At 35.7% G+C, this 24,484-nt stretch carries 23 protein-coding genes and 1 pseudogene; 5 read left to right on the top strand and 19 right to left on the bottom strand.

Annotation, left to right across the window (positions count from 1 at the left end):
* Nucleotide 1 precedes the first annotated feature (1 nt).
* From bioD to G7034_RS03970, 18 genes are all read right to left on the bottom strand, one after another.
* Nucleotides 2–640, bottom strand: coding sequence for a dethiobiotin synthase (gene bioD / locus G7034_RS04055; RefSeq protein ID WP_166399689.1), 639 nt, complete (start codon nt 638–640; stop codon nt 2–4).
* A gap of 25 nt (nt 641–665) precedes the next feature.
* Nucleotides 666–1,799, bottom strand: a complete 1,134-nt coding sequence (locus G7034_RS04050) for an aminotransferase class I/II-fold pyridoxal phosphate-dependent enzyme (protein WP_166399688.1) — start codon at nt 1,797–1,799, stop codon at nt 666–668.
* Between the two features lie 20 nt (nt 1,800–1,819).
* Nucleotides 1,820–2,221 (bottom strand): monovalent cation/H(+) antiporter subunit G, encoded by a 402-nt coding sequence (mnhG, locus tag G7034_RS04045; protein WP_166399687.1) that lies wholly within the window; start codon nt 2,219–2,221, stop codon nt 1,820–1,822.
* A complete protein-coding gene (locus G7034_RS04040) occupies nt 2,214–2,492 on the bottom strand; it encodes a monovalent cation/H+ antiporter complex subunit F (protein WP_166399686.1) in 279 nt (92 codons plus the stop codon). Before G7034_RS04040 ends, mnhG begins: the two co-directional genes overlap by 8 nt.
* Entirely contained in the window at nt 2,489–2,968 is a 480-nt protein-coding gene (locus tag G7034_RS04035; protein ID WP_166399685.1) for a Na+/H+ antiporter subunit E, read from the bottom strand. Before G7034_RS04035 ends, G7034_RS04040 begins: the two co-directional genes overlap by 4 nt.
* Before the next feature lie 6 nt (nt 2,969–2,974).
* Nucleotides 2,975–4,480: a proton-conducting transporter transmembrane domain-containing protein gene (locus tag G7034_RS04030; RefSeq protein ID WP_166399684.1), complete on the bottom strand. Its 1,506-nt coding sequence runs from the start codon at nt 4,478–4,480 to the stop codon at nt 2,975–2,977.
* Nucleotides 4,477–4,830: a Na+/H+ antiporter subunit C gene (locus tag G7034_RS04025; RefSeq protein ID WP_166399683.1), complete on the bottom strand. Its 354-nt coding sequence runs from the start codon at nt 4,828–4,830 to the stop codon at nt 4,477–4,479. The genes G7034_RS04030 and G7034_RS04025 overlap by 4 nt, the downstream gene beginning before the upstream one ends.
* Nucleotides 4,831–4,833: 3 nt before the next feature.
* Complete coding sequence (locus tag G7034_RS04020) at nt 4,834–5,247, bottom strand: Na+/H+ antiporter subunit B (protein WP_166399682.1); 414 nt, start codon at nt 5,245–5,247, stop codon at nt 4,834–4,836.
* 5 nt (nt 5,248–5,252) lie between these two features.
* Nucleotides 5,253–7,559, bottom strand: a complete 2,307-nt coding sequence (locus tag G7034_RS04015) for a putative monovalent cation/H+ antiporter subunit A (RefSeq protein WP_166399681.1) — start codon at nt 7,557–7,559, stop codon at nt 5,253–5,255.
* Nucleotides 7,560–7,669: 110 nt separating this feature from the next.
* Entirely contained in the window at nt 7,670–8,389 is a 720-nt protein-coding gene (locus tag G7034_RS04010; RefSeq protein WP_166399680.1) for a heavy-metal-associated domain-containing protein, read from the bottom strand.
* 72 nt (nt 8,390–8,461) lie between these two features.
* On the bottom strand, nt 8,462–8,812 hold the full coding sequence (locus G7034_RS04005; RefSeq protein ID WP_166399679.1) for a hypothetical protein: 351 nt from the start codon (nt 8,810–8,812) through the stop codon (nt 8,462–8,464).
* 5 nt (nt 8,813–8,817) lie between these two features.
* Entirely contained in the window at nt 8,818–9,792 is a 975-nt protein-coding gene (locus G7034_RS04000) for a polyprenyl synthetase family protein (protein ID WP_166399678.1), read from the bottom strand.
* A 136-nt stretch (nt 9,793–9,928) separates the two neighbouring features.
* The gene (locus G7034_RS03995; protein ID WP_166399677.1) at nt 9,929–10,114 is read right to left on the bottom strand and encodes a hypothetical protein; all 186 of its coding nucleotides are present in this window, start codon (nt 10,112–10,114) and stop codon (nt 9,929–9,931) included.
* A gap of 25 nt (nt 10,115–10,139) precedes the next feature.
* On the bottom strand, nt 10,140–14,183 hold the full coding sequence (locus G7034_RS03990) for a T9SS type A sorting domain-containing protein (protein ID WP_166399676.1): 4,044 nt from the start codon (nt 14,181–14,183) through the stop codon (nt 10,140–10,142).
* A gap of 184 nt (nt 14,184–14,367) precedes the next feature.
* Nucleotides 14,368–15,600 (bottom strand): ATP-dependent Clp protease ATP-binding subunit ClpX, encoded by a 1,233-nt coding sequence (gene clpX / locus G7034_RS03985; protein ID WP_166399675.1) that lies wholly within the window; start codon nt 15,598–15,600, stop codon nt 14,368–14,370.
* A gap of 3 nt (nt 15,601–15,603) precedes the next feature.
* Nucleotides 15,604–16,275 (bottom strand): ClpP family protease, encoded by a 672-nt coding sequence (locus G7034_RS03980; protein ID WP_166399674.1) that lies wholly within the window; start codon nt 16,273–16,275, stop codon nt 15,604–15,606.
* Between the two features lie 108 nt (nt 16,276–16,383).
* Nucleotides 16,384–17,715 (bottom strand): trigger factor, encoded by a 1,332-nt coding sequence (gene tig / locus G7034_RS03975; protein WP_166399673.1) that lies wholly within the window; start codon nt 17,713–17,715, stop codon nt 16,384–16,386.
* 195 nt (nt 17,716–17,910) lie between these two features.
* Entirely contained in the window at nt 17,911–19,689 is a 1,779-nt protein-coding gene (locus G7034_RS03970; RefSeq protein ID WP_166399672.1) for a 1-deoxy-D-xylulose-5-phosphate synthase, read from the bottom strand.
* A gap of 154 nt (nt 19,690–19,843) precedes the next feature.
* Between G7034_RS03970 and G7034_RS11870 the strand changes: the two are divergent.
* The 5 genes and pseudogenes from G7034_RS11870 to tsf all read left to right on the top strand — a co-directional run.
* Nucleotides 19,844–20,012 (top strand): annotated as a pseudogene (locus G7034_RS11870) (IS1380-like element ISPto6 family transposase); the annotation flags it as partial.
* 418 nt (nt 20,013–20,430) lie between these two features.
* Nucleotides 20,431–20,886: a 50S ribosomal protein L13 gene (gene rplM / locus G7034_RS03965; protein WP_166399671.1), complete on the top strand. Its 456-nt coding sequence runs from the start codon at nt 20,431–20,433 to the stop codon at nt 20,884–20,886.
* The gene (rpsI, locus tag G7034_RS03960; RefSeq protein WP_166399670.1) at nt 20,887–21,273 is read left to right on the top strand and encodes a 30S ribosomal protein S9; all 387 of its coding nucleotides are present in this window, start codon (nt 20,887–20,889) and stop codon (nt 21,271–21,273) included.
* Nucleotides 21,274–21,450: 177 nt separating this feature from the next.
* Nucleotides 21,451–22,212, top strand: coding sequence for a 30S ribosomal protein S2 (gene rpsB / locus G7034_RS03955; protein WP_166399669.1), 762 nt, complete (start codon nt 21,451–21,453; stop codon nt 22,210–22,212).
* 59 nt (nt 22,213–22,271) lie between these two features.
* Nucleotides 22,272–23,099 (top strand): translation elongation factor Ts, encoded by an 828-nt coding sequence (gene tsf / locus G7034_RS03950; RefSeq protein ID WP_166399668.1) that lies wholly within the window; start codon nt 22,272–22,274, stop codon nt 23,097–23,099.
* 103 nt (nt 23,100–23,202) lie between these two features.
* On the opposite strand, the gene G7034_RS03945 is transcribed toward tsf, so the two are convergent.
* Nucleotides 23,203–24,423: an IS256 family transposase gene (locus tag G7034_RS03945; protein WP_166399667.1), complete on the bottom strand. Its 1,221-nt coding sequence runs from the start codon at nt 24,421–24,423 to the stop codon at nt 23,203–23,205.
* Nucleotides 24,424–24,484 lie beyond the last annotated feature (61 nt).

Here is a 24,484-nt window from a genome sequence, read left to right as displayed (position 1 = left end):
ATTATAGTACTGAAAGAAAGTCCATTAGCTCATTTTCAAGTTTTTTAGCATAAGCCTTTACTTTTTGTTGATTAAAACCTTCTTTCTCTTCATTAATTCTTCCCAAAAATTTTACCTCCGATTTTTCTAAGATAATCGATTCTGTGGTGGGATGCTCATTTCCTGAAAAAATTATTCCGATATTTTTTAAGCCTCTGTTTTGTAAAGCCTCAATGGATAACAGCGTATGATTGATGCTTCCTAAATAATGCCGAGATACTAAAATTATATAATCGGAAGGCTGTATTAAATCGATAATGCAATCTTTATTGTTCAAAGGCACTAATAAACCACCTGCACCTTCAATGACCAACTTATTTTCTGTTGTAGGCCGGATGATTTTTGCTAGGTCAATTTCAACTTTGTCAATTTCAGCTGAAGCATGAGGACTCATAGCTGTGTTTAAGGCGTAGGTATTGTCAAAAAACTTCGATTTGTCATTGGTGATTAAACTTTTTACTTTATGCGAATCGCCAAAATCTAATTCGCCTGCTTGTACAGGTTTCCAATAATCAGCTTCTAAGGCTTCAACAACAATTGCAGAGGTAATGGTTTTACCAACTTCTGTACCTATACCAGTTAAAAAAATCTCTTTATTCATAACTTTATTTCAATCATTAAAATAATCAAACTAACCACTGTTTTAGCAACTTTAATACCGCTTCCATTTCTGATGGATTGGTATAAGCACGCAAACAAAAACGAATTCGCTCTTGGCCTTCGGGAACGGTAGGACTTTTAATTGCTTTCACATGAAACTCACGTTCTTGAAACTTTTCAGCAATTTCGGTAACCTTATCGTTTCCTGGAATTACACAAGATTGTATTTGCGAGAAACTTTCCACAAAATACTGATCCAGCCTCAACTGAAAACACATGCTCCTAAAAAAACTGATATTTTCTTTCAGCCAATTCAATTCTTCTTTTTTTTCCGCTAATAGTTGGTGAGCGGTATAAATTTTTGCCACTTGTATTGGACTTAATGCTGTAGTGTAAATTAAGCTTCTAGAAAAATTGACTAAGTAGGTTGTTAATTCTTCACTTCCTAAAACAGCAGCGCCTTCAATACCTAAGGCCTTTCCGAAAGTAACAACACGGGCAAAAACATCTTTTACATCGTGTTCTGAAAGCAAATCTTCTAAGGGAAAAATTCCATTGGAATGTGCTTCGTCAATAATCAAATAGGCCTTGTATGCTTGACAAAGTTCTAAAAAACGATTTAAATTTGGACCATCTCCATCCATAGAAAAAACCGCTTCAGTAATCACAAATACATCAATTTCATCACTTTCAAACTTGGTAAGTAATCGCTCTAAATCGGAGGCATCATTGTGTTGAAATTTATAAGCTTTGGCATGAGAAAGCTGCATACCATCACGAATGGAAGCATGAACTAATTCGTCATAAAGAAAAATAGTATTTCTTAGACCAATAGCTGAAAGCAATCCTAAATTGGCGGTATAACCCGAATTGAAAATACAACTTGATAAACTCTTGTAGTGGGCTGTTAAATAATCTTCTGTCAATGGATATAAGGAATGATTTCCGCTTAAAAGTCTAGAACCGCCAGCTCCGTTGAAACTAAGTTGATGCTCCTCTACCAATTGGGTTGCCTTTTCAGAAATTTCTTTTAACTGATTAAAACCCAAATAATCATTCGAGGTAAAATCGTAGGTTAACGAAGTCTGACTTAATTTTCTAAGCAAGTTACTTTCCACTCTCTTCTTCAATTTTTCGTTCAGGCTATTTGGAAAGCGCATAGGTTGTTAATTTATGTCGTTTATTTCTTTTCTTCTTCTTTTTTCTCTCGACTGTTTTTTTCAGCTACGTCTTCGCTTAACAGCTTGTGGTTCTTTTTATCGTATTTTCCTTCTAAGTCGTCTATTACTGAATTTTTCCACATCTTGTTTCCGAGAAAGTAAGAAGTTCTTCCAATGAGGTGGGCGCCAACAGGAGCAGTTAAAATGATAAATATAATAATGGCCTGTACGCGAGTTGATACTGAAAAATCATTAAAATAAAGTGCTGCAGCTCCTAAAAGCAAACCCACCCCTAAGGTAGCCGCTTTAGTAGTGACTGAAATTCTTAGAAAAGCATCAGGCATTCGTAAAATACCAATAGCTGCTAACATAGCAAAAATAGCTCCTAAGGTGGATAGTATATAAATTAATAGTTCACTCATCTTTTTTGTTTCTTTTTTCTAGATAAAAAGCAAAAGCCACCGTTCCTAAAAAGGCGATTAAAGCTAGAATTGTAGCAATGTCAAGAAAGGTAGGTTTGTCGTTTATAATACTGTAAATAGCAATAATTCCAATACCAATAGTAATCACTAAATCTAATGCTACCACGCGATCTACAATGCCTGGCCCAATTAAAAAGCGAATAAACACCACTAAGGAAGATAGTGATAAAATAGGTAGTATGATATAATAAAGATAATCGTGTAAATTCATCGTAAAATTCCTAAAAGTTTGCGTTCAAATCCATTTTTAATTTCGTTGATAAACTCCTGTTTATCATGAACATACATAGCATGAATATAAAGTACATTCTTATCTTCAGAAACATCTAAACTCAAGGTTCCTGGAGTAAGTGTAACTAAATTAGCTAAAAGTGTAATTTCAGTATCTGTTTTGGCCTCTAATGGCAAGGCTACAATACCGGGTTTCATTTTGTTTTGTGGTGTAATCACTTCATAAGCTACTTGAATATTTGCTTTAATCACTTCCCATAAAAAGAAGAAAATAAAGGAAATTAATTTAGGTATGAGCTTAAAATACTTTTCCGTCTGTGTATCTTTTGAACTGATGATCCAGAGAATTAGAAAAGTAACAATAAAGCCAAAAACAAAGTTCACTACCTCAAAGCTTCCCGTTAGGAACACCCAGATAATGGTAAGTACTATGTTAGTTAAAAATTTTCCTCTCATTTTAAATTACTTAAAAACTGCATCAAAATAAGCTTGTTTATCAAATACCTCATTAGCTATGCGTAAGGATACCTGTTGAATATGTTCTGCGCCAAAGCCAATATACAAAGAAACTATAGCAAGAAAAACAATAGGAGCTACATATTGCATTTTTTGATACTTGCGCAACTGATTAAACTCAATAAATTTCTTCGATTTTTTGATTTCTTTACCGTCTTCCCAAAAAGCTTTTGCCCAAACATGTGCAATAGCAATTAGTGTTAGTAAACTTCCAAAAATAACCGCTCCAAAATACCAGTAATTTCCTTCATTAAAACCGGCTAACAACAGGGATAATTTAGGCCAAAATCCAGATAGTGGAGGAATACCTACTAAAGAAAACAAAGGAATTGCCATTAACAAACTCAACTTAGGATAAGATTTATAAATACCTCCTAAACGGTCTAAGCTGGTAGTCGATTTTAAGCGATAAATTAATCCTGAAACCAAAAATAAATTTGTTTTTACAACAATGTCATGAATCAAGTAAAAAATAGCTCCTGCCATGGCTACTTCAGTAAACAGGCCCAAACCACCAATCATAAAACCAATATGACAAATGATTAAGTAAGAAAACACCTTTCTTATATTTTTTTGAATAATGGCGCCAATTCCTCCACTAAAAATAGTAAGTATAGCTAAGCTTTGAAGCATAATTTCAATAAAACTATCATTGACAAAAATCAAGGTAAAAACGCGTATTAAGGCATATACTCCTACTTTGGTTAACAATCCTGAAAAAATTGCAGAAACTGCTGAAGGAGGTGTGTGATATGAAGCGGGTAACCAGAAATACAAGGGGAAAACAGCTGATTTTATACCAAAGCCAACCAAAAACAAAAAGGCAGTAACATCTACTAATGCTTGATTATTTACCAATGGAATTTTCTGCGATAAATCGGCCATGTTTAAAGTTCCCGTTAGTCCGTAAAGCACACCTAAGCCGGTTAAGAAAATCATTGACGCTAAGAAATTAAGCGTAAAATACTTTACTGCTCCTTCCAGCTGATTCTTTTCTCCGCCCAGGCTAATCAATACAAAAGAGCTTATGATGATAATTTCAAACCATACGTATAGGTTAAACATATCACCTGTTAAAAAAGCGCCATTTAAGCCCATGAGTAAAAAGTGAAAAACACTATAGAAACCAAATCTCAATCTAGCTTTAATCACCGATACAGCGGCGAATATGGAAACTGCAAAACCAGTAATTCCTGTAAGTAGGACTAAAATTGAAGCCAGTGTATCCCCTACAAAAGTAATTCCAAATGGCGCTTCCCAGTTTCCCGCTTGAAAGGTTTGGATGCCGTTATCCCAAACATAAATAAATACCCAAATGGAAGCACACATCGCTAAAAAGCTACCGGTAATTGAAAGTACTTTTTGCGCTTTTATGTTCGTCCAAAAAAACATTAAGCTAATGCTAAAGACTAGGTGTAAAAGTAATGGGAGTATGATTATTTGTTCATTCATGAATCTTCGTCGGTTGTATTAAGTTGATCTAAATCGTCTGTTTTTAGTACTTTATAAGCTCTTTTCACTAGAATAATAGCAAAAGATTGTAAGCCAAAACTAATTACAATAGCCGTCAAAATTAAAGCTTGCGGAACGGGGTCTGCAAAAAGGTCTTCAAAAACTTTGGTTTCTTCTGGAATAATGGGCGGTTTCCCTTTAGTAATTCTACCCAACAAAAAGATGAGTAAATTTACCCCATTGCCTAACAAGATTAACCCAAGAATAAGTTTAACCATACTTCGTCTAAGCATCATATAAATTCCCGCTGCATAAAGTATTCCCGTAGTTATTGCAAGTAATATTTCCATAGGTTAAGCCGATTCTGATATGGTGAATATAATGGTTAATGAGGCTCCAATTACAATTAAGTAAACGCCAGTATCAAAAAACAAGGCCGAACCAATGCTTCCAATAACTGGAATAGGATCATTGGCCCACAGTCCGGTCATAATTGGTTGTCCCGTGAAAATAATAGGAGAAATTGCAGCTACAGCTGAAATCACTAAACCAAAAGGCATTAAAAATCCTGGGTGAATTTTCAATAGCTTTTTAGTGTTTTCTAAACCATTAGCAAAGGCATCAAGTACAAAAGCAATTGAAGCTACTAATCCGCCAATAAAACCACCCCCTGGCAAATAATGCCCACGCAGTAAAATAAACACTGAAAAAAGCAGTAATACAGGAAGCAGAAAATCGGAAGCTGTTCTAAGTATAATAGTTTTCATATCCTTTATTTTTTATCTCGTGTTTTAAGTCTTAATTTAAGTAAACCAAAAACACCTAAAGCGGCAACAATCAAAACACAAGTTTCAATTAAGGTGTCAATTCCTCTAAAATCAACTAAAATCACATTCACTACATTTTTACCTTTTGCCAATAAATAAGCATTTTGCGCATAATAATTCGTGATTTCAGCATTAACAGGCTCTTGTAAAACCTTCAGCACTAAAATTGTCATTAAAGCACCAAAAAAAACCGACAAAATACCGTGCTCTATTCTTAATACGTTTTTGGATAATCTAAGGTATTTGGGTAAACGGTATAAAACCAATACAAATAAAATTACGGTAAGTGTATCTACCGAAAACTGAGTCATTGCCAAATCGGGAGCTGAATAAAACAAGAACAACAAACAAAAGGCAAAACCAACAATTCCCATGGAAGCCACCGCCGCTAAACGCGATTTTGAAAAAACGGTAAAAAAAATAGCTGTAATCATCATAACTATAATAGCTACTTCATAAATGGTTAGTTTTGAAAAACTTGAATAGTCTAAACGTAAATTGAAATTACTAAAAATAAGATAACCTAAAACCAAGCATAAAAAACCAATAATAGTAGCTACATAGTGCCTTAAAAATCCGTTTTGGAAAAAGTTAGTCCATAAGGAAGAAAAAGCACTAAATCCTTCAGTGGTTTTTAGCACTATATTCTTTGGACTAATCACTTCAAACTTCCCGATAAAATTTTCTTTTTTATGTGAAGGTATCAGCACAAAATAAAGCAAAGTTCCAATGCCAATAGTTACTAAACTTAAAATTAGTGCAGTATTAAAACCATGCCATAATTTAAGGTGAAATGTTTCAGTTGAAGTCATCAACACCTCAATTCCCGGGGCAATTAAAGCATCTTCTGCCAAGTGAGGAACAAAGCCTAAAAGCACCCCTAAACTCACCAACAATAAAGGGGGTACCCACAATCTTTTTTCAGGGAGATGTACGTTTTCAAATGAAGCGGGTAAACTCCCCATAAAGGGTTTTACTCCAGCTACAAAACCTGCGTAATAAAGTAAGATTTTTGTAAGCAAAGCAGCACCTATCAAAAGCCAAGTAAAGCTTCCCCAATTTAAGCCTGCTTCGTAAATTAAATCTTTACCAATAAAGCCGAAGGTTGGCGGCACTCCCCCACTAATCAATGCAGCTAAGAATCCAGCCACAGCTACTGGCATCAAAACTTTTCTTAAGCCAGCTAATTGGGTAATATCTCTTGTTCCTGTTTCGTGGTCAATAATTCCTGTAATCAAGAAAAGTGAAGCTTTGTAAAGGGCGTGAACGATGATAAAAACTAAGCAAGCAATCAAAGCTTCTTGGGTGCCTAAACCAATGAGGAAAACTAAAATCCCTAAAGCTGAAATAGTTGAGTAAGCTAAAATTCCTTTTAAATCGGTTCTAAAAATAATATGAATTGCCGAATACAACATGGTTACTCCACCCACAATAATTAACGTTGAATTCCAAAACTCCGTATTTCCTAAAATTGGGGTAAATCGCAATAACAAATACACCCCAGCTTTCACCATGGTAGCCGAATGTAAGTAGGTAGAAACCGGCGTTGGAGCTTTCATTGCTCCTGGTAACCAAAAGTGAAACGGAAATTGAGCCGATTTAGAAAAAGCTGCTCCAAAAAACAGGATGGCTATTAAAACATAAGCTGAATGAGTGGTGATTTCTTCACTCATGCCAATCATTTCAGAAATGCTAAATGTGCCCGCTACATCACCTAACAAAACCGCTCCTCCTAAAAAGAGTAAACCTCCCATACCCGTTATTCCTAAAGCAGTTAAAGCCGATTTTCGAGAGGCTAATGAAGCATTATTAAAACCGATTAAATAGAAGGAAGAAATACTGGTTAATTCCCAAAACACAAACATGGAAATCAGGTTGTCAGACAAAACTAGCCCCAACATTGCTCCCATAAACATGCTCAAGTAAGCGTAAAACCGATCTAAAAACTCGTGTCCTTTTAAATACGCTGAAGTATAAGCAAAAACCAAGGTTCCAATTCCTGTAATCATCAACGAAAAAAGCAAGGATAAGCCATCCAACTGAAAACTTAATTCCACATTAAATGAGGGAATCCAAGTGTAGGTTTGTTGTATGATTTCTCCCCGACTAACCTGAGGAATAAAACTTGAAAAATAAGCCAGTAAAGAAAGCGGAATAAGCGTACTAAGCCAAGATTGCTTCCCTTTAATGAATTTTCCAATCACTAAAATTGAAAGGGCAAAAATAAAACCTAATAATACGGCTATTAGCATCGGTTGATTTTTTTGGAAAAGGCAAATATAAGGATAATTGACTTAGACCTTGACCACATCTTGATTTTTAACCAAGATTTTACAGCACCAACAAGTTCAATTAAGCTTATTTAAATCATGAGCAACATGCTTGTGGCCATAATTAACATAATGGCATTTTCAATAAAAGTGGCTTCGGTCATAGGTAAATTTAATGCAGTTCCTAAGCAAGCACACTTAATAGTATTTTTAGAAAATAAAGATTTAGTTACGCCAATGCTGGTTACTCCTAAAATTAAAATAGTAAGCACCAAAGCTAGTTCTAGCTGAAACCTAAAGAAAAATGCCAAGCCTAGAGCCGTTTCAATAAATGGATAAACCCAAGCGTAAGGTTTGAAAACTTTGGCTATAGGGTCATACATAGCAAACGAATCTGGAAACCCCTTGTAGTCTAAAAATTTGAAAAAACTAAATACTATAAAAAACAAGCCCATGAAGTCAAGCATAAATTCTTCTATGCTGAAATTTGAAATATTTAGCAATACACTTGCTGAAGTGATGTAGAAAAAAATTAAAAATAAGGGTTTTAATTGCTGAAATTTTGTTTTGTTTTCAGCTGAAGCTTCTGTTTTATTAGTATCAAAATCTGATTTTTGAGTAATACTATATTTACTTCCCACACTTTGCTGAAGCTCTTCTTCCGTAAGATGCTTCGCTAAATCAATACGGGCTTCACCTTGCTCCAAATCTACTTCAACCGACTTTACTTCGCTTAAACTTGCTAAAGCCTCTTCAACGTGCTTCTTGCAATTTCCGCAAGTCATTCCTTCTACTTTATACTGATGTATCATGATTCACTAATTTGAATTTACAAAGTTCAGTATTTATTATTGAATAAGAGTTCGATTAAAAAAAAATTGAGATTAGTCCTTGTGTTTTATTCGATATACTAATTTTAAATACCATCGTTTAAGCAGGTGGTGAATAAAAAAATTAAATTCCTCTAAGGGGTGGCGCGTGTATGAATGATAAATATGTTCTGGCAAGTCAACGCGGTAACATAGTTGTTTAATCACCTCAGCTTGTACGTTATGTTCCTTAATGGAGTTTTCAAGCTGAAATAATAGCTCATCAACTGAAGTTTCATTAGCTAAAACGGTTTTAAAATTCACAGAAGCCAAATCTTTATTCACAAGTTGAATGAAATCATTGAAATAGCCATTTTCTTTAATTTCTACTATAAGCGAATGACTTAATGTACTGAATTGCTCCATACAAGTTAGACCTTTCTAGTCATTAACCAATCGCTAAATTCAAGCAAGTGATTTTTTGCTTGTTCCTCCATTTCAATAGAATTCAAAACTTTAATGGCTTGATGTGTATATGCTTCAATGGCCTTTTGGATACTTTTTTTAGCTCCAGTGGCTTCAAAAACATCCTTCACTTGTTGAATTTTATCTTCGTTTTTGTGGGTCTCAACACTAAAAAATCGATTCAACTCATCCTTTTGTTTTTCATTGCCTAATTCTTTGGCTTTGATGTACAAAAAAGTTTTTTTGTTTTCTAAAATATCGCCACCTATTTGTTTTCCAAAAGTAGCTGGGTTACCAAAAGCATCTAAAAAATCATCTTGCAACTGAAAAGCAATTCCTAGTAGTTTTCCAAATTCGTAAATTTTATGCTGACTTTCTTCAGCAGCCTCAGCAATAATAGCTCCCATTTGAAGCGCGCAAGCTACTAAAACAGCGGTTTTGTACTCAATCATTTGAAGGTATTCAGTTTCACTAACCAAATTTCGAGTTTCAAACTCTACATCATATTGTTGTCCTTCACAAATTTGGATGGCTGTTTTTGAAAATAATTGGTGAAGTTGTTTTGCTTGAGAAGATGGATAATCATGGAGTTGTTGGTAAGCCATAATCAGCATAGCGTCACCCGAAAGAATTCCTGTATTGGTGTCCCATTTTTTGTGCACGGTAGGCTTACCTCTTCTTAAGGGAGCTTCATCCATAATATCGTCATGCACTAAACTAAAATTATGGAAAATCTCCACGGCTAACGAGGCAGGTAAAGCTTTTTCTTTTTTCGCGCCAAAACTTTCTACCGCTAATAGCACCAAAATTGGACGTAGCCGTTTTCCTCCGAGTTTCAAAATATAATCTATAGGAGCATAAAGCCCGTTAGGTTCTAATGTATAATCTTGTTGATTCAGATAAGCTAAAAAAGCTTCTTGGTAATTAGCCAATGATTTCATTAAATTACTTTTACAGCAAAACAACGTTTTTTTTTTGTCTTTTATCTGAAATAAAATTAAAAATTAAGTGGCTTGACAAAGAAAAAAAAGCCTTCAGCAGTAAGCTAAAGGCTTTTGTGTTATTCAACAATTGGATTTACTTTTTAAATTTCTTGTAGCCCAAATAACTTGCAACGGCCATTCCTAGTGCTATGAGTCCGTTGATTGGCACATCGTTTACTTGATCATCAAAGCCGATGGCTTGCTCTAATCCTTGAGCATTGACTTGGGTGATGATTAAGGTTAACAATAAAAGTAATGTATATCTGTATGTAGGTCTCATCTTTTCTTGTTTTAAATGTTTAGGTTTATTTTTTTATGATTTTCTTTGTCACTGTGCCTGCTGAGGTATCTACCTGCACCAAATAAAAGCCCGAAGATAAAAGCCTCACATCAACTTGAGGTCGTGTTGAAGCAATGACTTCTTGACCTAATAAATTGAAAATTTTAACTGAATTTACTAAAACAGAAGCGGGTAATTCTATCTGCAATTCATCAACCACTGGGTTTGGGTATAAACGAACTTGAACTTCAGTGAAGTCTTGTTGGCCTAATGCCACCGTTTCAAAACTTAAATGAAAACGATTTTGGTCTATGCTTTCTGGCACATTTGCATCAACTGTAAAATTATACGTTGTGCTTTCTGTTAATTCAGTTTGTGTAGCCAAATACGAATCATTTAAATAAACTTTAAGCGCTTCTGGTTGATTACCTAAGGTGAAACTTAAGCTATAAGCATTTTCTTCATAATTCACAATCAATAAATCAACTTGGTGGCCATCTGTTGGGATGTTTTGTTTATCAATTGATTTAAAGCCATTATTTACGATGGCATAATTTTCTCCTGGGTTAGCGAGTTTGCTGGCGTCTTCTTCGCTACCAATAGTGGTGTATTGTTCATTAAAACGTAAACCAATGGCATCGCTTTCCATCTCACCATTTTGTAAAGCTGAGGCTTTGTATAAACGCGAGTTAATGTAAAAATTAGTGTACTCACTAAAAATACTAACTTGGGACTGAGCTGTGGCTTTATCAACTTCTTCAAAGGTAATGCTTCCGTTACCCGTTCCGTTGTTTTGCACAAAAAAGGCTTGGCCGGGCATAATGTATTGGTTTGCAGCTGATGAATGTGGGCTGATTCCAGTAACTTCGCTACCATCTGCAGCATCTACAACAGTATAGCCACCTCTTCCATTATCACCTGCAATTGAAGCATCCCAAACGTATAAATAGCCAGTTAAATTTGTAGTTGTCACCGCACCAAAGTCAACTACTGCTTGATAAGGGTTTCCTACGAAACTATAATTATTGGCAGCAGTAGCTAAAGTTGGTGTAAAGCTTCCTGTATGCATTGTGCCCGAAGCACTTAAAGTAACATCATTTGCTGGAGCATCATTATCAGTTAAATCAATTGAAAGGTCACCACGCACCATTAAGCGGTAAGGGGTTCCTGCTTCTAGGTTTGTAACATTGGTATTAGCAGTAGCTTGCCAACCAGCGCCACTAGTTTGATCAGTAATTGTATTGTCGAATGTAAACATTGACGGGTTATTTGTTCCTGTAACATCAAAACCATTGGTTGCACCACCTGTGCCAGTGATGTGCGTATCTTGTTGCCAGGTATTAGCAATGCTTTCTCCACCAACTGCTGAGCTTAACAAGCGAAAAGCACGTTTAGCTGGAATGTAGCGTTCAACCGTAACATCGCCAGTGATGCTTCCTGTAAATTCTGCTAATTGAGCTGTACCGTTTTCATCACTTTGGAAGACTAAATCTCCATTGTTGGTAATATCTCCTGCTAAATCTAAAACTCCTGAAGGAGATATATTTAAGGTAGCCCCTAAAGCAATTTCTAAATTGTTGGCTACTAATTCTTGCGTGATGTTTGCTGTTCCGTTTATAACTTTAATATCGTTCGCAGCAGTAGATGCTACAACTGGATTTGTATTCCATCCATTATCATAAATGTAAATAACAGGATTGAAATTAATTGTAATATCATCAATAGCTAATTCATCTCTTGAACCACTCACTGAAACATCATCACTTTCCCAACGCAGATAAAAATACGCACCATCTGCAATTGATAAGTTAGAAATAGAGGTAGATTTTGAATTAGAAGCCCAGACGGGACTTCCATCAGCAACTTCTTGAGAAGTAAAGTCTAAACTGGCAACAGTTGTATAATTACTACCGTCTGTGCTATATTCAAAATTAAAGGAGTTGGCTCTATCTTGATCATTATAGACATATAAAATATAAGATAAATCTACATCGGTAACCGTAGTACCCGTTTGGTTTTGAGCGCGAAGGGTAATTGTACCGGGGGTAAAATCGCTACCTGCTCCCTGAAATCCTAAAGAGAGATTGTTACTTGAAGTTTCAAAGGCATAAAAACCACCTGTAGTCTCACCGCCGGTTGACGGACCCCTTGCAAAATCACCTGATGTTTCTGTATCGCCAAAATTAGAATCTCCATCAGACATACCCGTTGTTTTCCAAGCTTCTGAATTTAATTGTCCTGTTGCTGGTGAAGGAGAAAATCCACTACCATTAAACTGACCATTATTGACCCCTGCAACGGTATTATCAAAATCGATAACAAAATCAGTATCTTCAGCTGTAATTTGCCAGCCTAAAGGTGCTGTTTCATCATCTAAAACAGTTACTGTATGCTGACTGGTAGTGATTGTTACGCCAGTTGAAGTTGTTTCAGCGATTTCTAAAATGATGGTTTCATCGTCATAACCTGCATCAGGATTGATGTCTAAAGAAATATTTTGAGTACCGTTCCCTGTAAAGCTTAAAGAGGTTGTATTTAGTGTATAATCACTTGCTTCAGCGGTACTACTACCATCAACAGAAACACTTAAATCTACATTTGAGCTAAAGTTACTCAAGGTCACCGGAATATTTATTGTAAAAGTAGCGTTGGTTTCGTTAACCGTACTTGATGCTGAATCAAAACCGACTTCTGGGGCAGTTGGTGTAGCCGTTACAGTCACATCTACATCTTCAAAACCATCTGAACCGCCATTCATGTTAAATGTAAATCCTACTATGATTTCATTTACCGCCGTAACGTCAATAGTTGTTGGACCAACGGCTAATGAGCCTGTACCTGAAATTGCAGAACCTAAATTGATTTGAGTGCCTCCATCTAAGGTGTACCACCATTGAAATTCCTCGCCACCAGCATTGAAACCACTATTAGTCGTGTTACCAAAAGTTTCAATATCAACTGAGGTTTCACCTGATACGTCTATGGCAAAAGTTTCAAATTTTCCTTCACCGCCCCAGTCTGCACTTTCAATTAAATCATCGGTAGTGTTAGATCTTAAAAAGTTCACACTAGAATCTGTACTTGGTGCCGTATCATAATAGATTAGGTAATTGGTTCCACAGTCTTCACCACTTGAACCCGGTGGGTTAGATGATGAATGCTCCAAATTGGTACTGCCTGTTACGCCATTAAAAGGAAAAGACGTAGAAGTTCCAGCGCATGTTGCTGCCGACACCTCCCCACTTAAACTCACATCTTGTTGTGTAGCGCCTGTGCTTGTGGCTGATAAGGTACCGCTGTAAGTATCAACTGCTAAACCAGAGGCTAAGCGAACGTAAATTGGGGTTGAGCTCACACTACCACTCGTTTCGGTTAAAGTTACTGAAGACCCAAAACCTGAGCCGGAAGTCGTTGAGATCTCAAAATTGGTTGGTGCGGTTACTGTAATATCGGCGGTTAAGTTGCTTCCTTCGGCGGTAAAGGTTTGCTCTGTGGATGGGCCATTACCATCCACATAATCTAAACCGGAAAGCGTAGTTTCAGAAAGGTTGATGGTTTCGGTTGTAGTAGCAGTAAAAGCTGTTGTTGAAAAATCATCAATTATTAAGTGACCTTCCTGATTTTCAATTAAAATCTTTATGTAAACTGTTCCAGATTGATTTAATGTATATATGTATTGAGAATAAGTAGAACCTGAATATGTTTGAGAGTCTACATCTGAAAAGTTAGTTCCGTCAGAAGAAACTTGGACTTTAAAAGTACCTCCTCCACTATTTAGCTCCCTGTACCAAAAAGAAATTTCACCCACACCTGAATTAATTTCTGGGGTTGTTAAAGAACTTTCTGGCATATTATCATTCAATCTTGCGGCAAATCCTGATCTTGCATCTGAACTAGATTCTTGAAGCACATTTGCAGTTGTCCAAACACCACTATTTAATGTTTGTGAACCCGTAGTATAACTACCACTTAGTCCAGTATCAAAATTTTCTGTAATCTGCCCCCAACTCATCGTTGAAAACAAAAATGTGGTGAGGAATAATAAACCTGATTGTAGTAATTTTTTCATTATATTTAACTATTGGTGAATTACAAACTTATAAACTTTTATGTAAATGAATATGAAGAAAATCTTTAAATTAACAAACACTTAACAGTCAAATGACTACACTTTGCGGTAAAATTGAAAAAAGTTTAACGCATAAAAAACCCCTTATTTAAATAAGGGGTTTTTGCTTTTTTTGGAAAAATAATTAGGAGGCGGTTTTCAATTTGCTAATGCCACTTTGGTTGAGTTTGTGCTCAGCATAAGTTTTAGTAACGCGTAATTCTTTTTCTTCTCCGTCGGGCATTTCATACATGGCTTCGGTGAGAATGGCTTCGCATAAGGAGCGTAAACCTCGAGCGCCTAATTCGTATTCTAAGGCTTTGTCAACAATGTATTCTAAGGCGCCGTCGGTGATACTAAACTTGATATCGTCCATTTCAAAGAGTTTTTCATATTGCTTGATAATGGCGTTTTTGGGTTCGGTAAGAATCATTTTCAACGTGGCTCTATCCAGCGGGTCCATGTGCGTTAAAACGGGTAAACGACCAATAATTTCAGGAATTAGTCCATAATCTTTTACATCTTTAGGAATGATGTATTGCAGCATGTTTTCTTTATCTAAACTTTCGCCTTGTTTAGAGGCTCCATAACCTACGGCTTGCATGTTTAAGCGCTTCGAAATATTTCTATCAATACCATCAAAGGCACCCCCCGCAATAAATAAAATGTTTTCGGTGTTCACCTCAATAAATTTTTGGTCGGGGTGTTTTCTTCCTCCTTTTGGGGGTACATTTACTGTAGTTCCTTCCAATAGTTTCAATAAAGCTTGTTGCACACCCTCGCCACTAACGTCTCTAGTAATCGATGGATTATCGCTTTTTCGGGCAATTTTATCTATTTCATCAATAAAAACTATTCCGCGTTCTGCTTTTTCAACATTGTAATCGGCGGCGGCTAAAAGTTTGGTTAAGATGGTTTCTACATCTTCGCCCACGTAACCGGCTTCCGTTAAAACAGTAGCATCTACAATGGCCAAAGGCACATTAAGCATGCGTGCAATGGTTTTAGCCACTAAAGTTTTACCTGTACCTGTTTTTCCTACCATTAGAATATTGGATTTCTGAATCTCAATATCGTCATCGGTAGTGGGTTGTAATAATCGTTTGTAGTGGTTGTAAACGGCCACCGACATTACTTTTTTGGTTTTGTCTTGACCAATTACATATTCATCTAGGAAAGTTTTAATGGATTTAGGTTTTCTTAATACCAATTCAGAAGAAAGCTCGTTTGATGATTCTTGTTTAGCTTCTTCCAAAACAATTCCGTGGGCTTGTTCAATGCATCGATCACAGATGTGTGCATCTAAACCTGCAATTAAAATATTGGTTTCTGCTTTTTTACGTCCACAAAACGAACAACTTAAATTTTCCTTTGCCATTATTTATCTTTTCAAAACTTCATCAATCATACCGTACGCTAGTGCTTCTTCAGCATTCATCCAAAAATCACGATCGCCATCTTGATAGACTTTATCGTAATCTTTTTTAGAATGTTGAGCGATGATTTCATAAAGTTCTTTCTTTAAAATCAAAATTTGTTTAGCGGTAATTTCAATATCATCGGCTTGTCCTTGCGCGCCCCCCATAGGTTGGTGAATCATCACTCTAGAGTGCGGTAATCCAGTACGTTTACCATCGGTACCCGCACACAATAACACTGCGCCCATAGAGGCTGCCATTCCTGTATTAATAGTTGCTACATCAGGTTTAATAAACTGCATGGTATCGTAAATTCCTAATCCTGCATAAACACTACCTCCGGGAGAGTTAATGTAAATCTGAATGTCTTTTGTAGCATCTGTACTTTCTAGAAACAACAACTGTGCTTGAATAATATTAGCCACTTGATCATTAATTGGAGTACCTAAAAAGATAATTCGGTCCATCATTAATCGAGAAAAAACATCCATAGCCACAGCGTTCATTTGTCGCTCTTCAATAATATTAGGCGTCATGCCCACAGGATACATTGAATTAATAACTTTATTGTAGTAATTGCTATTTACCCCTTGGTCTTTAGTAGCAAATTTTTCAAATTCTTTAGCGATATTCATACGTCTTATATTAATTAGAAATAAACTACGAATATAGGCACTACGCCTATGTATCAATCAAAAACTTTTGCTAAACTTCTTTATTGAAGCTTAGCAAAAGTAATTTATTTACTGCTGTTTGTAAGCCTCGTCTGCAAATTCTTTAAAGCTTACTTCCTTTTCTTTTAAGTTCAATTTTTCTTTATATACTTCAAGAATTTTTGCATTCATTACTTGTTCTGCAATCTTTCTTGACTCTTCTTGATTAGCAAGCATTTGGTCTGCAAAGCCTTCCAATTGCTCGTCTGGCATATTTGCACCTCCGTATTGTGCCATTTGCTGTTTGATGCGGTCCATCATCATCGCTTTCATTTCTTTAGGCTCAACTTTTAAATCATTTTCTTTAATGATTTTGCTTTCTATTAATTGATAACGAATTCCTTTTTCGCTATTCTCGTATTCTTGTTTAGCCTCTTCGTCAGAAAGTTCTTTTTCTGCGGTTTGCTGAATCCACTTTGTCAAGAATTGACCTGGCAATTCAAATTTGGTGTTTTCAATAAGGTGGGCAGAAACGTCATTCAATAATTGTTGGTCGCTGTGCTGAACAAATTGCTCAGCGGCTTGTTCTTTAATGAAGTTTATCAATTCATCTTCAGAAGTAAGCTTAGCTTCTTCACCGGTGTATTTATCAAACAATTCTTGATTTAATTCGGCGGGTATTTCTTCGTTAATTTCTTTGATTTCGAAAGTCAAATCTAGTTCGCCTAAAGCTTCAGCATCTTCTTTTTCTAAACCAAGAAAACGCCCTAAATCTTCTTCGTTTTCAAAAAGCCCTTTTGAGTTCAATTGAACGCTATCACCAATTTTAGTTCCTTTTAAACTTTTTTGAGCGTCTTTTGCTAAGTCTTTTAGTTGTAGCGTAGTTTCATTTTTAATGGCTTGGTCTTGGTTAGTGATTTCCACCACCACATTAAAGCCTGTTTTAACTTCTTGACGCGTTTCAAGTTTTCCGTACTGACGCTGAATCAATTTGATTTGCTCATCAATCATTTCTTGGTCAGCGGTAATTTTATAATGCGTTATTTTTTCTTTGTTATCGAAGTTTACATCAAATTCTGGGGCTAAACCTAATTCAAATTCAAAGGTAAAATCGTCTTGTTTCCAATCTAAATTATCTTGAGGCATAGGAAGTGGATTTCCTAATACATCTAATTTCTCGTCTTGGATATACTTATTCAATGAATCTTGAAGTAACTTGTTTACCTCATCCACCAATACCGCTTGCCCGTATTGTTTTTTAATCATGCCCATAGGTACTTTTCCTTTTCTAAACCCTGGAATATTGGCATTTTTACGGTAATCTTTTAATATTTTTTCTACTTTTTCACTGTAGTCACCTTTCGCTATAGCAACACTTAAAACAGCGTTTAAATTGTCTTTGTTTTCTCTGGTAATATTCATACGTAAGCTTCTGTTTTTGAATTTGCAAAAGTACAATTATTTTAATGGCCAAGCAAGTTTTTGATTAAAAGCTTGTTAGTGAAGATTAAGCTTTAAAAAAGTGAAAGGGTTAATGATATAGCATCAACTTGTTTTACTGCAAAGGCGCTAAGTGTGTAAAGGACTAAAACAGCAACATGATTTAATCTTCTATGCTTATTTATCTAATAAAAAATCAATTTTCTGCGTAATCTGAGTACTACTTATTCCTACCTCTTCATGCAGCTCTTCCGTACTACCGTGGTCGATAAAGTAGTCTGGAATGCCAAGTTTTTCAATTTTTCCAGTAAAACCTTTAGCTTGCGCAAGGGCTTGTACAGATTGACCAAATCCGCCTTCCACAGCAGCGTCTTCAACAGTAATTAAGTACTGATAGGTGGAGAAAATTTGGTTTAGTGTTTCAAAGTCTAAAGGTTTCGCAAAACGCATATCGTATAAGCCTATTTCTTCTTTTTGTTGATGTGAATTGACAGCCGATTCAACTTGAGGCAGTAAATGACCAAAATTGAGAATGGCGAGTCGATTTCCATGTTTTAATTCAACTGCTTTTCCTATTTCAATTTTCTCGAACGCCTGCTGCCAATCTTTAATTTCGCCCCTACCTCGTGGGTACCTAATAGCAATTGGGTTATTCAATCCCAAAGAAGCGGTGTAAAGTAAGTTTCTTAAATCGATGGCATTACTTGGATTGGCAATAATTATATTAGGAATGCTTTTGAGTAGGGCTACATCAAAAACACCGTGGTGGGTCGCGCCGTCGTTTCCTACTAAACCAGCGCGATCTATACAGAAAATAACAGGTAAATTTTGTAAGGCCACATCGTGAATAACTTGATCTATGGCGCGTTGTAAGAACGTAGAGTAAATGGAACAAAAAACACGTTTACCTTGAGTGGCCAAACCTGCTGCAAAAGTCACGGCATGTTGCTCGGCAATGCCTACATCAAAAGCGCGATCGGGAAAAGCTTGCATCATATATTTTAACGAACTCCCTGTGGGCATGGCTGGAGTAATGCCCACAATTTTTTCGTTATTTTGGGCTAGTTCTACTAAAGTCAGTCCAAAAACATCTTGAAATTTAGGCGGTAAATCCTGGTTATTTTTAGGTAAAAGTTCGCCTGTATTTTTGTCGAATTTCCCTGGTGCGTGATATTTTACTTGATTTTCTTCGGCTTTTTGCAGGCCTTTGCCCTTTTTGGTGATAACGTGTAAAAACTGAGGGCCTTTTTTGCTTTTAAGTTCTTCTAGGGCGGCTATTAAACTTGGTAAATCATGACCATCTACAGGGCCTTTATAGGTGAAATTTAGGGCTTCAATAATATTATCTTGTTTAGGCTTATGACCAACTTTAGCTTTGGTCAAGTAATTTTTAAGCGCCCCTACACTAGGATCGATTCCTATGGCGTTATCGTTTAAAATAACAATTAAATTAGCCTTGGTTACGCCAGCGTGGTTCAGTCCTTCAAAAGCCATTCCTGCAGCAATAGACGCATCGCCAATCACCGCAATATGTTGCCTGTTAACATCGCCTTTTAATTGAGAAGCAATGGCCATTCCTAGTGCTGCAGAAATTGAAGTTGAGCTGTGTCCCACGCCAAAAGCATCAAATTTACTTTCGCTTCGTTTAGGAAATCCTGAAATTCCATTTTTTTGTCGGTTAGTAAAAAAAACATCCCTTCTTCCTGTTAAGATTTTATGGCCATAAGCTTGGTGACCAACATCCCAAACCAAAAGGTCGTTGGGTGTGTGAAATACATAATGTAAAGCTAGAGTTAGTTCAACCACGCCTAAACTAGCGCCTAAATGTCCTTCTTTAGTAGAAACTACATCAATGATAAAAGCTCTCAATTCCTCCTTTAGTAAGCGGAGTTCTTCAAGGTTGAATTGCTTTAGCTGACTAGGCTCATTGATTTTACTTAAAAATGGATAACTCATAACGCAAAAGTATTTCAATTTTTTAACATGAAATCATTTTTTCGAAATTCTTATATCAACTTAAATTCACAACCGCTGATATGTTAATCTAAGTTACTAAGAAAAAAGACTTCTCTTAGTAGCTTGAACTAAGAAAATTTTACTTTTTTTTTATTCTTCTGAAAAGCAAGTTATTGAATATTACAATCAGAGAGATGGAAATAAAAAAAATTTGATGTGATAAATAATGATTTTGGAGGGAAACGTTTAGCCTTTTCCTTCTTAAATCAAAATTGCCGTTTTATGATAATAACTGCAATGCTAAAAACTTTTACACCTACTTTTAAAACCATGTATCAAATAATACCAATTTTACTATTAATTGTCGTTAAGAGAGCGAAATTGCTTTTTTCATATATAAGGCTGTGAATAATTTGCATCCTGTACGTACGGGACGGAAATTGTGAACAAGGAAATATATGGGAAAATGAATAAGCTAAATAGGGTCATTTGATGGTTAAATTGGTATTATACCCTGAATTCGATTATAATCACTCTAAATTTATAAAATAAGACAAGAACTTTATACAAATTAATCCGTTATTCATCAATATATATGTTTGCGGATTTAAGAGGAATAAAGCATTGACATTGTGTGAAATAAAATTCTACTACAAAGACTTGAAAATAAAATTAATAATCGTACATTTGCACCCTTGAAATTTTTCAAGAAAAGGAATGTTTAATTAAAAAGTAAAAAGTGTGGATACATTAAGTTACAAAACCGTGTCTGCCAACTCACAAACAGTAAATAAAAAGTGGGTTGTAATAGACGCAGAAGGACAATCGCTTGGACGAGTGGCTTCTGTTGTTGCGCAGTACTTAAGAGGAAAACACAAGCCAGATTTCACCCCTCACGTTGATTGTGGAGACAATGTAGTTGTTACCAACGCCAACAAGGTTGAATTATCTGGTGATAAGTGGAACTCTAAAAAGTACATTCGTTACACAGGCTACCCAGGTGGACAAAGAGAGATGACAGCAACAGAAATGTTTGCTAAAGGCCCAGCTAGATTAATTGAAAAATCAGTAAAGGGGATGCTTCCAAAAAACAAATTAGGTGCTAAATTATTTAGAAACTTAAAAGTTGTATTGGATGCAGAGCACGGAATGGAGGCTCAAAAACCAGAAGTTATTAATTTAAACGAACTAGTGTAAATGGATACAATTCACAAGATAGGTCGTAGAAAAACCTCTGTAGCAAGAATTTACCTAACTCAAGGAGAAGGAAAATTCAACATTAACGGGAAAAGTGCGAAAGAATATTTTTGCACAGACCAATTGGTTTACAAATTAAATCAACCATTTTTATTAACGGAAAGTGAAGGAAGCTATGACGTAAAGGTAAATGTAGTTGGTGGTGGAATCACAGGTCAAGCAGAAGCAATTCGCTTAGCTATTTCTAGAGCATTATGTCATATTGATGCTGAAAACCGTTTAAAGTTAAAGCCAGAAGGTTTACTTACTAGAGACCCAAGAATGGTTGAACGTAAGAAATTCGGTCAGAAGAAAGCGCGTAAAAAATTCCAATTCTCAAAGCGTTAATCGGAAGAGATTGGTATTCAGGTTACCTGAATCAATTAATAAAATTAAAGTTCAATTTGAAATTTTGTTGTTATTCCGCATTGTTCGGAAGTTAGTTTAGCATCTAAATGAATAAGGCCGAGGGAAACTCGCCACTTATTTGTTGCTATCTCAACAGAACGTAAACTATTACAAAAAATGGCAAATCATATAGAAGTAAAAGAATTACTTGACGCTGGAGTGCATTTTGGGCACTTAACCAGAAGATGGAATCCTAATATGGCTCCTTACGTTTACATGGAACGTAACGGAATCCATATCATTAACCTTTACAAGTCAGTTGCAAAATTAGAAGAAGCAAGCACTGCTTTAGCAAAAATTGCTGCCTCAGGTAGAAATATTTTGTTTGTTGCAACCAAAAAACAAGCTAAAGAAATTGTAGCAGAACACGCCAAGCGTGCAAAAATGCCTTATATCACTGAGCGTTGGCCAGGTGGTATGTTAACCAACTTTGTAACCATTAGAAAATCGGTTAAAAAAATGGCAGCTATAGACCGCATGAAAAAAGATGGAACTTTCAACTCCCTTTCTAAAAAAGAACGTTTACAAGTAAATCGTTTACGCGAAAAATTAGAAAAAAACTTAGGTTCTATTTCAGAAATGAACAGATTGCCAAGCGCAATATTTGTTGTTGATACACTTAGAGAACACATTGCTATTAAGGAAGCTAAAAAATTAAACATTCCTATTTTTGCTATGGTAGATACCAACTCCGATCCAAGAGAGGTAGATTACCCCATTCCTTCTAATGATGATGCCTCTAAATCAATTAACAAAATTGTAGGTTATGTAGCCGATGCAATTGTTGGTGGGCTTGAAGCTAGAAAAGAAAGCAAAGAAAGTAAAGAAAAGAAAAAAGAAGAAAAAGTAGAAGAAAAAGAAGCTACTAAGGAAGCTTAATCTTTAAATAACTTGAGAGCATTCTTTTTGAGAATGCTCTCTTTTTAAATAAAATTAAAATGGCAAAAATAACTGCAGCAGAAGTAAACAAATTAAGAAAAAGTACCGGTGCCGGTATGATGGACTGTAAAAAAGCCCTAGTTGAAGCTGAGGGCGATTTTGATAAGGCCGTAGAGGTGCTTCGTAAGAAAGGCCAAAAAGTAGCCGCAAAAAGAGCCGATAGAGATTCTTCTGAAGGTGCTGTAATTGCAAAAGTAAACAGTGAAGCTAACAAAGGTGTTGTAGTCTCTTTGAATTGCGAAACTGATTTCGTAGCAAAAAATGATTCATTTGTTAAATTAGCCAACGACTTTGCAGAACTTGCATTAGGTGTAAACACTAAAGAAGAGTTATTGGCGGCTAGTTATGAAGGCATCACAGTTCAAGAAAAACTTATTGAGCAAACAGGCGTTATTGGTGAAAAAATTGAAATTGGTGACTTCCGAACATTAGAAGCTCCATTTGTAGGTTTCTACATTCACGCAGGCAACAAAATTGGTGTTGTAACCGGTCTAAACAAAAAAGCAGAAGGAGCAGAAGTAGTAGCTAAAGAAGTTGCTATGCAAGCTGCTGCTATGAATCCTATTGCACTTAATGAAAGTGAAGTTGATCAAGAAACTATAGACAAAGAAACAGAAATAGCTAAAGATCAGTTAAGACAAGAAGGGAAACCTGAAGAAATGTTGGATAAAATTGTTGTTGGAAAAATCAACAGATATTTTAAAGACAATACGTTAGTTAACCAAGCTTTTATCAAAGATAACAAAACAACAGTTGCTAAACACGTTCAAGCTGAACTTGGTAAAGATGTTGAAGTAGTTGCTTTTGAAAGAGTTGCTTTAGGTTAAAACTAAATCAACTAACATTGTAAATGCCGTTTTACCAAGTGTAAAACGGCATTTTTTTGTGCTTAATTAGGGAGTGTAATTTAAACTCTGTCCGATTTTTTCGTTAACGAAGTTCCAAATCCAATGGGATTCTGTTGCCAAATTTAATATATAATTGTTGAATCGTCAAACTCCAATTGTGCAGTGGTGCTTTCCACTTTTTTTGTATATTCATTGTAGCTAAGTAAACTATCTTTAGAAGAGCCATATCAGTTGGGAATGCATCTTTTGTTTTTGTTACTTTTCTTACTTGGCGATGATAACCCTCTACGGTGTTTGTCGTGTAAATAAGCTTACGTATTGGCTTAGTATATTGAAAATAGGTACTGAGTTCTTCCCAGTTGTTTTTCCAGCTTTCTATCACTAAAGGGTATTTCTGTACCCACTTCTCTTCGAGTGCTTTTAAAGCTTCTTCTGCTAAATCCTTGGTATCTGCTCTATAGACCTCTTTCAGGTCTTTCATAAAGTCTTTTTTGTCTTTAGAGGCTATGTACTTTAGGGAATTTCTAATCTGATGTATAACACGTTTCTGTATTTCAGTCTTTGGAAATACACTTAAAATAGCTTCACTAAAGCCTTTTAGGTTGTCTGTACAAGCAATTAAAATATCCTGTAATCCACGATTATTTAAATCTGTTAAAACACTTAACCAGAAGTTAGCTCCTTCACTCTCGGATAAATAAATACCTAAAACTTCTTTGTAGCCATTTTTGTTTACTCCAAGCACGTTATAAAGAGCTTTGCTCTTTATGAGTCCATCCACTTTTACTTTGTAGTGCATTGCATCTAACCAAACAATGCAGTACATCGATTCTAAAGGACGATTTTGCCATCGTTTAATCTCAGGTATTATTCTATCGGTAATCTGACTTAAAACACTATGCGATACCTCTGTATCATACATCTCTTTAATGTGAGAAGAGATGTCTCTGTAACTCATACCTAAACCATATAAACCAATAATTTTATCGGCTAATTGATCAGCTAAAACAGTTTGACGTTTCTTCACTATTTCAGGTTCAAAGTTACTGTTACGATCTTGGGGTACTTCTAATTCAAAATTACCCAAACTACTCTTTACTGTTTTAGTTTTTAGTCCGTTGCGCTTGTTGCCAGAGCTTCGCTCTGATTCATTCAAATGGTTCTCCATCTCGGCTTGTAAAGCCTTGTCTAAAACATTTTTTAATAAGGGAGCCAAAGCTCCGTCTTCTCCAAATAAATTTTTGCCTGACAAAAATTGGTCTAATATTTTTTGTTCTAATTCGGATTGTTCTACTTTTTTCATCTCTATCTAAATTTTAAAGGTTTAATTTAATAAATTTTAGACAGAGTTCAAATTACACCCT

Source organism: Psychroflexus maritimus, from assembly GCF_011089875.1.
GTDB classification, from domain to species: Bacteria; Bacteroidota; Bacteroidia; order Flavobacteriales; family Flavobacteriaceae; genus Psychroflexus; species Psychroflexus maritimus.
The sequence above is the reverse complement of the archived record's forward strand: the minus strand, read 5'-3'. Positions and strand labels throughout refer to the sequence as shown.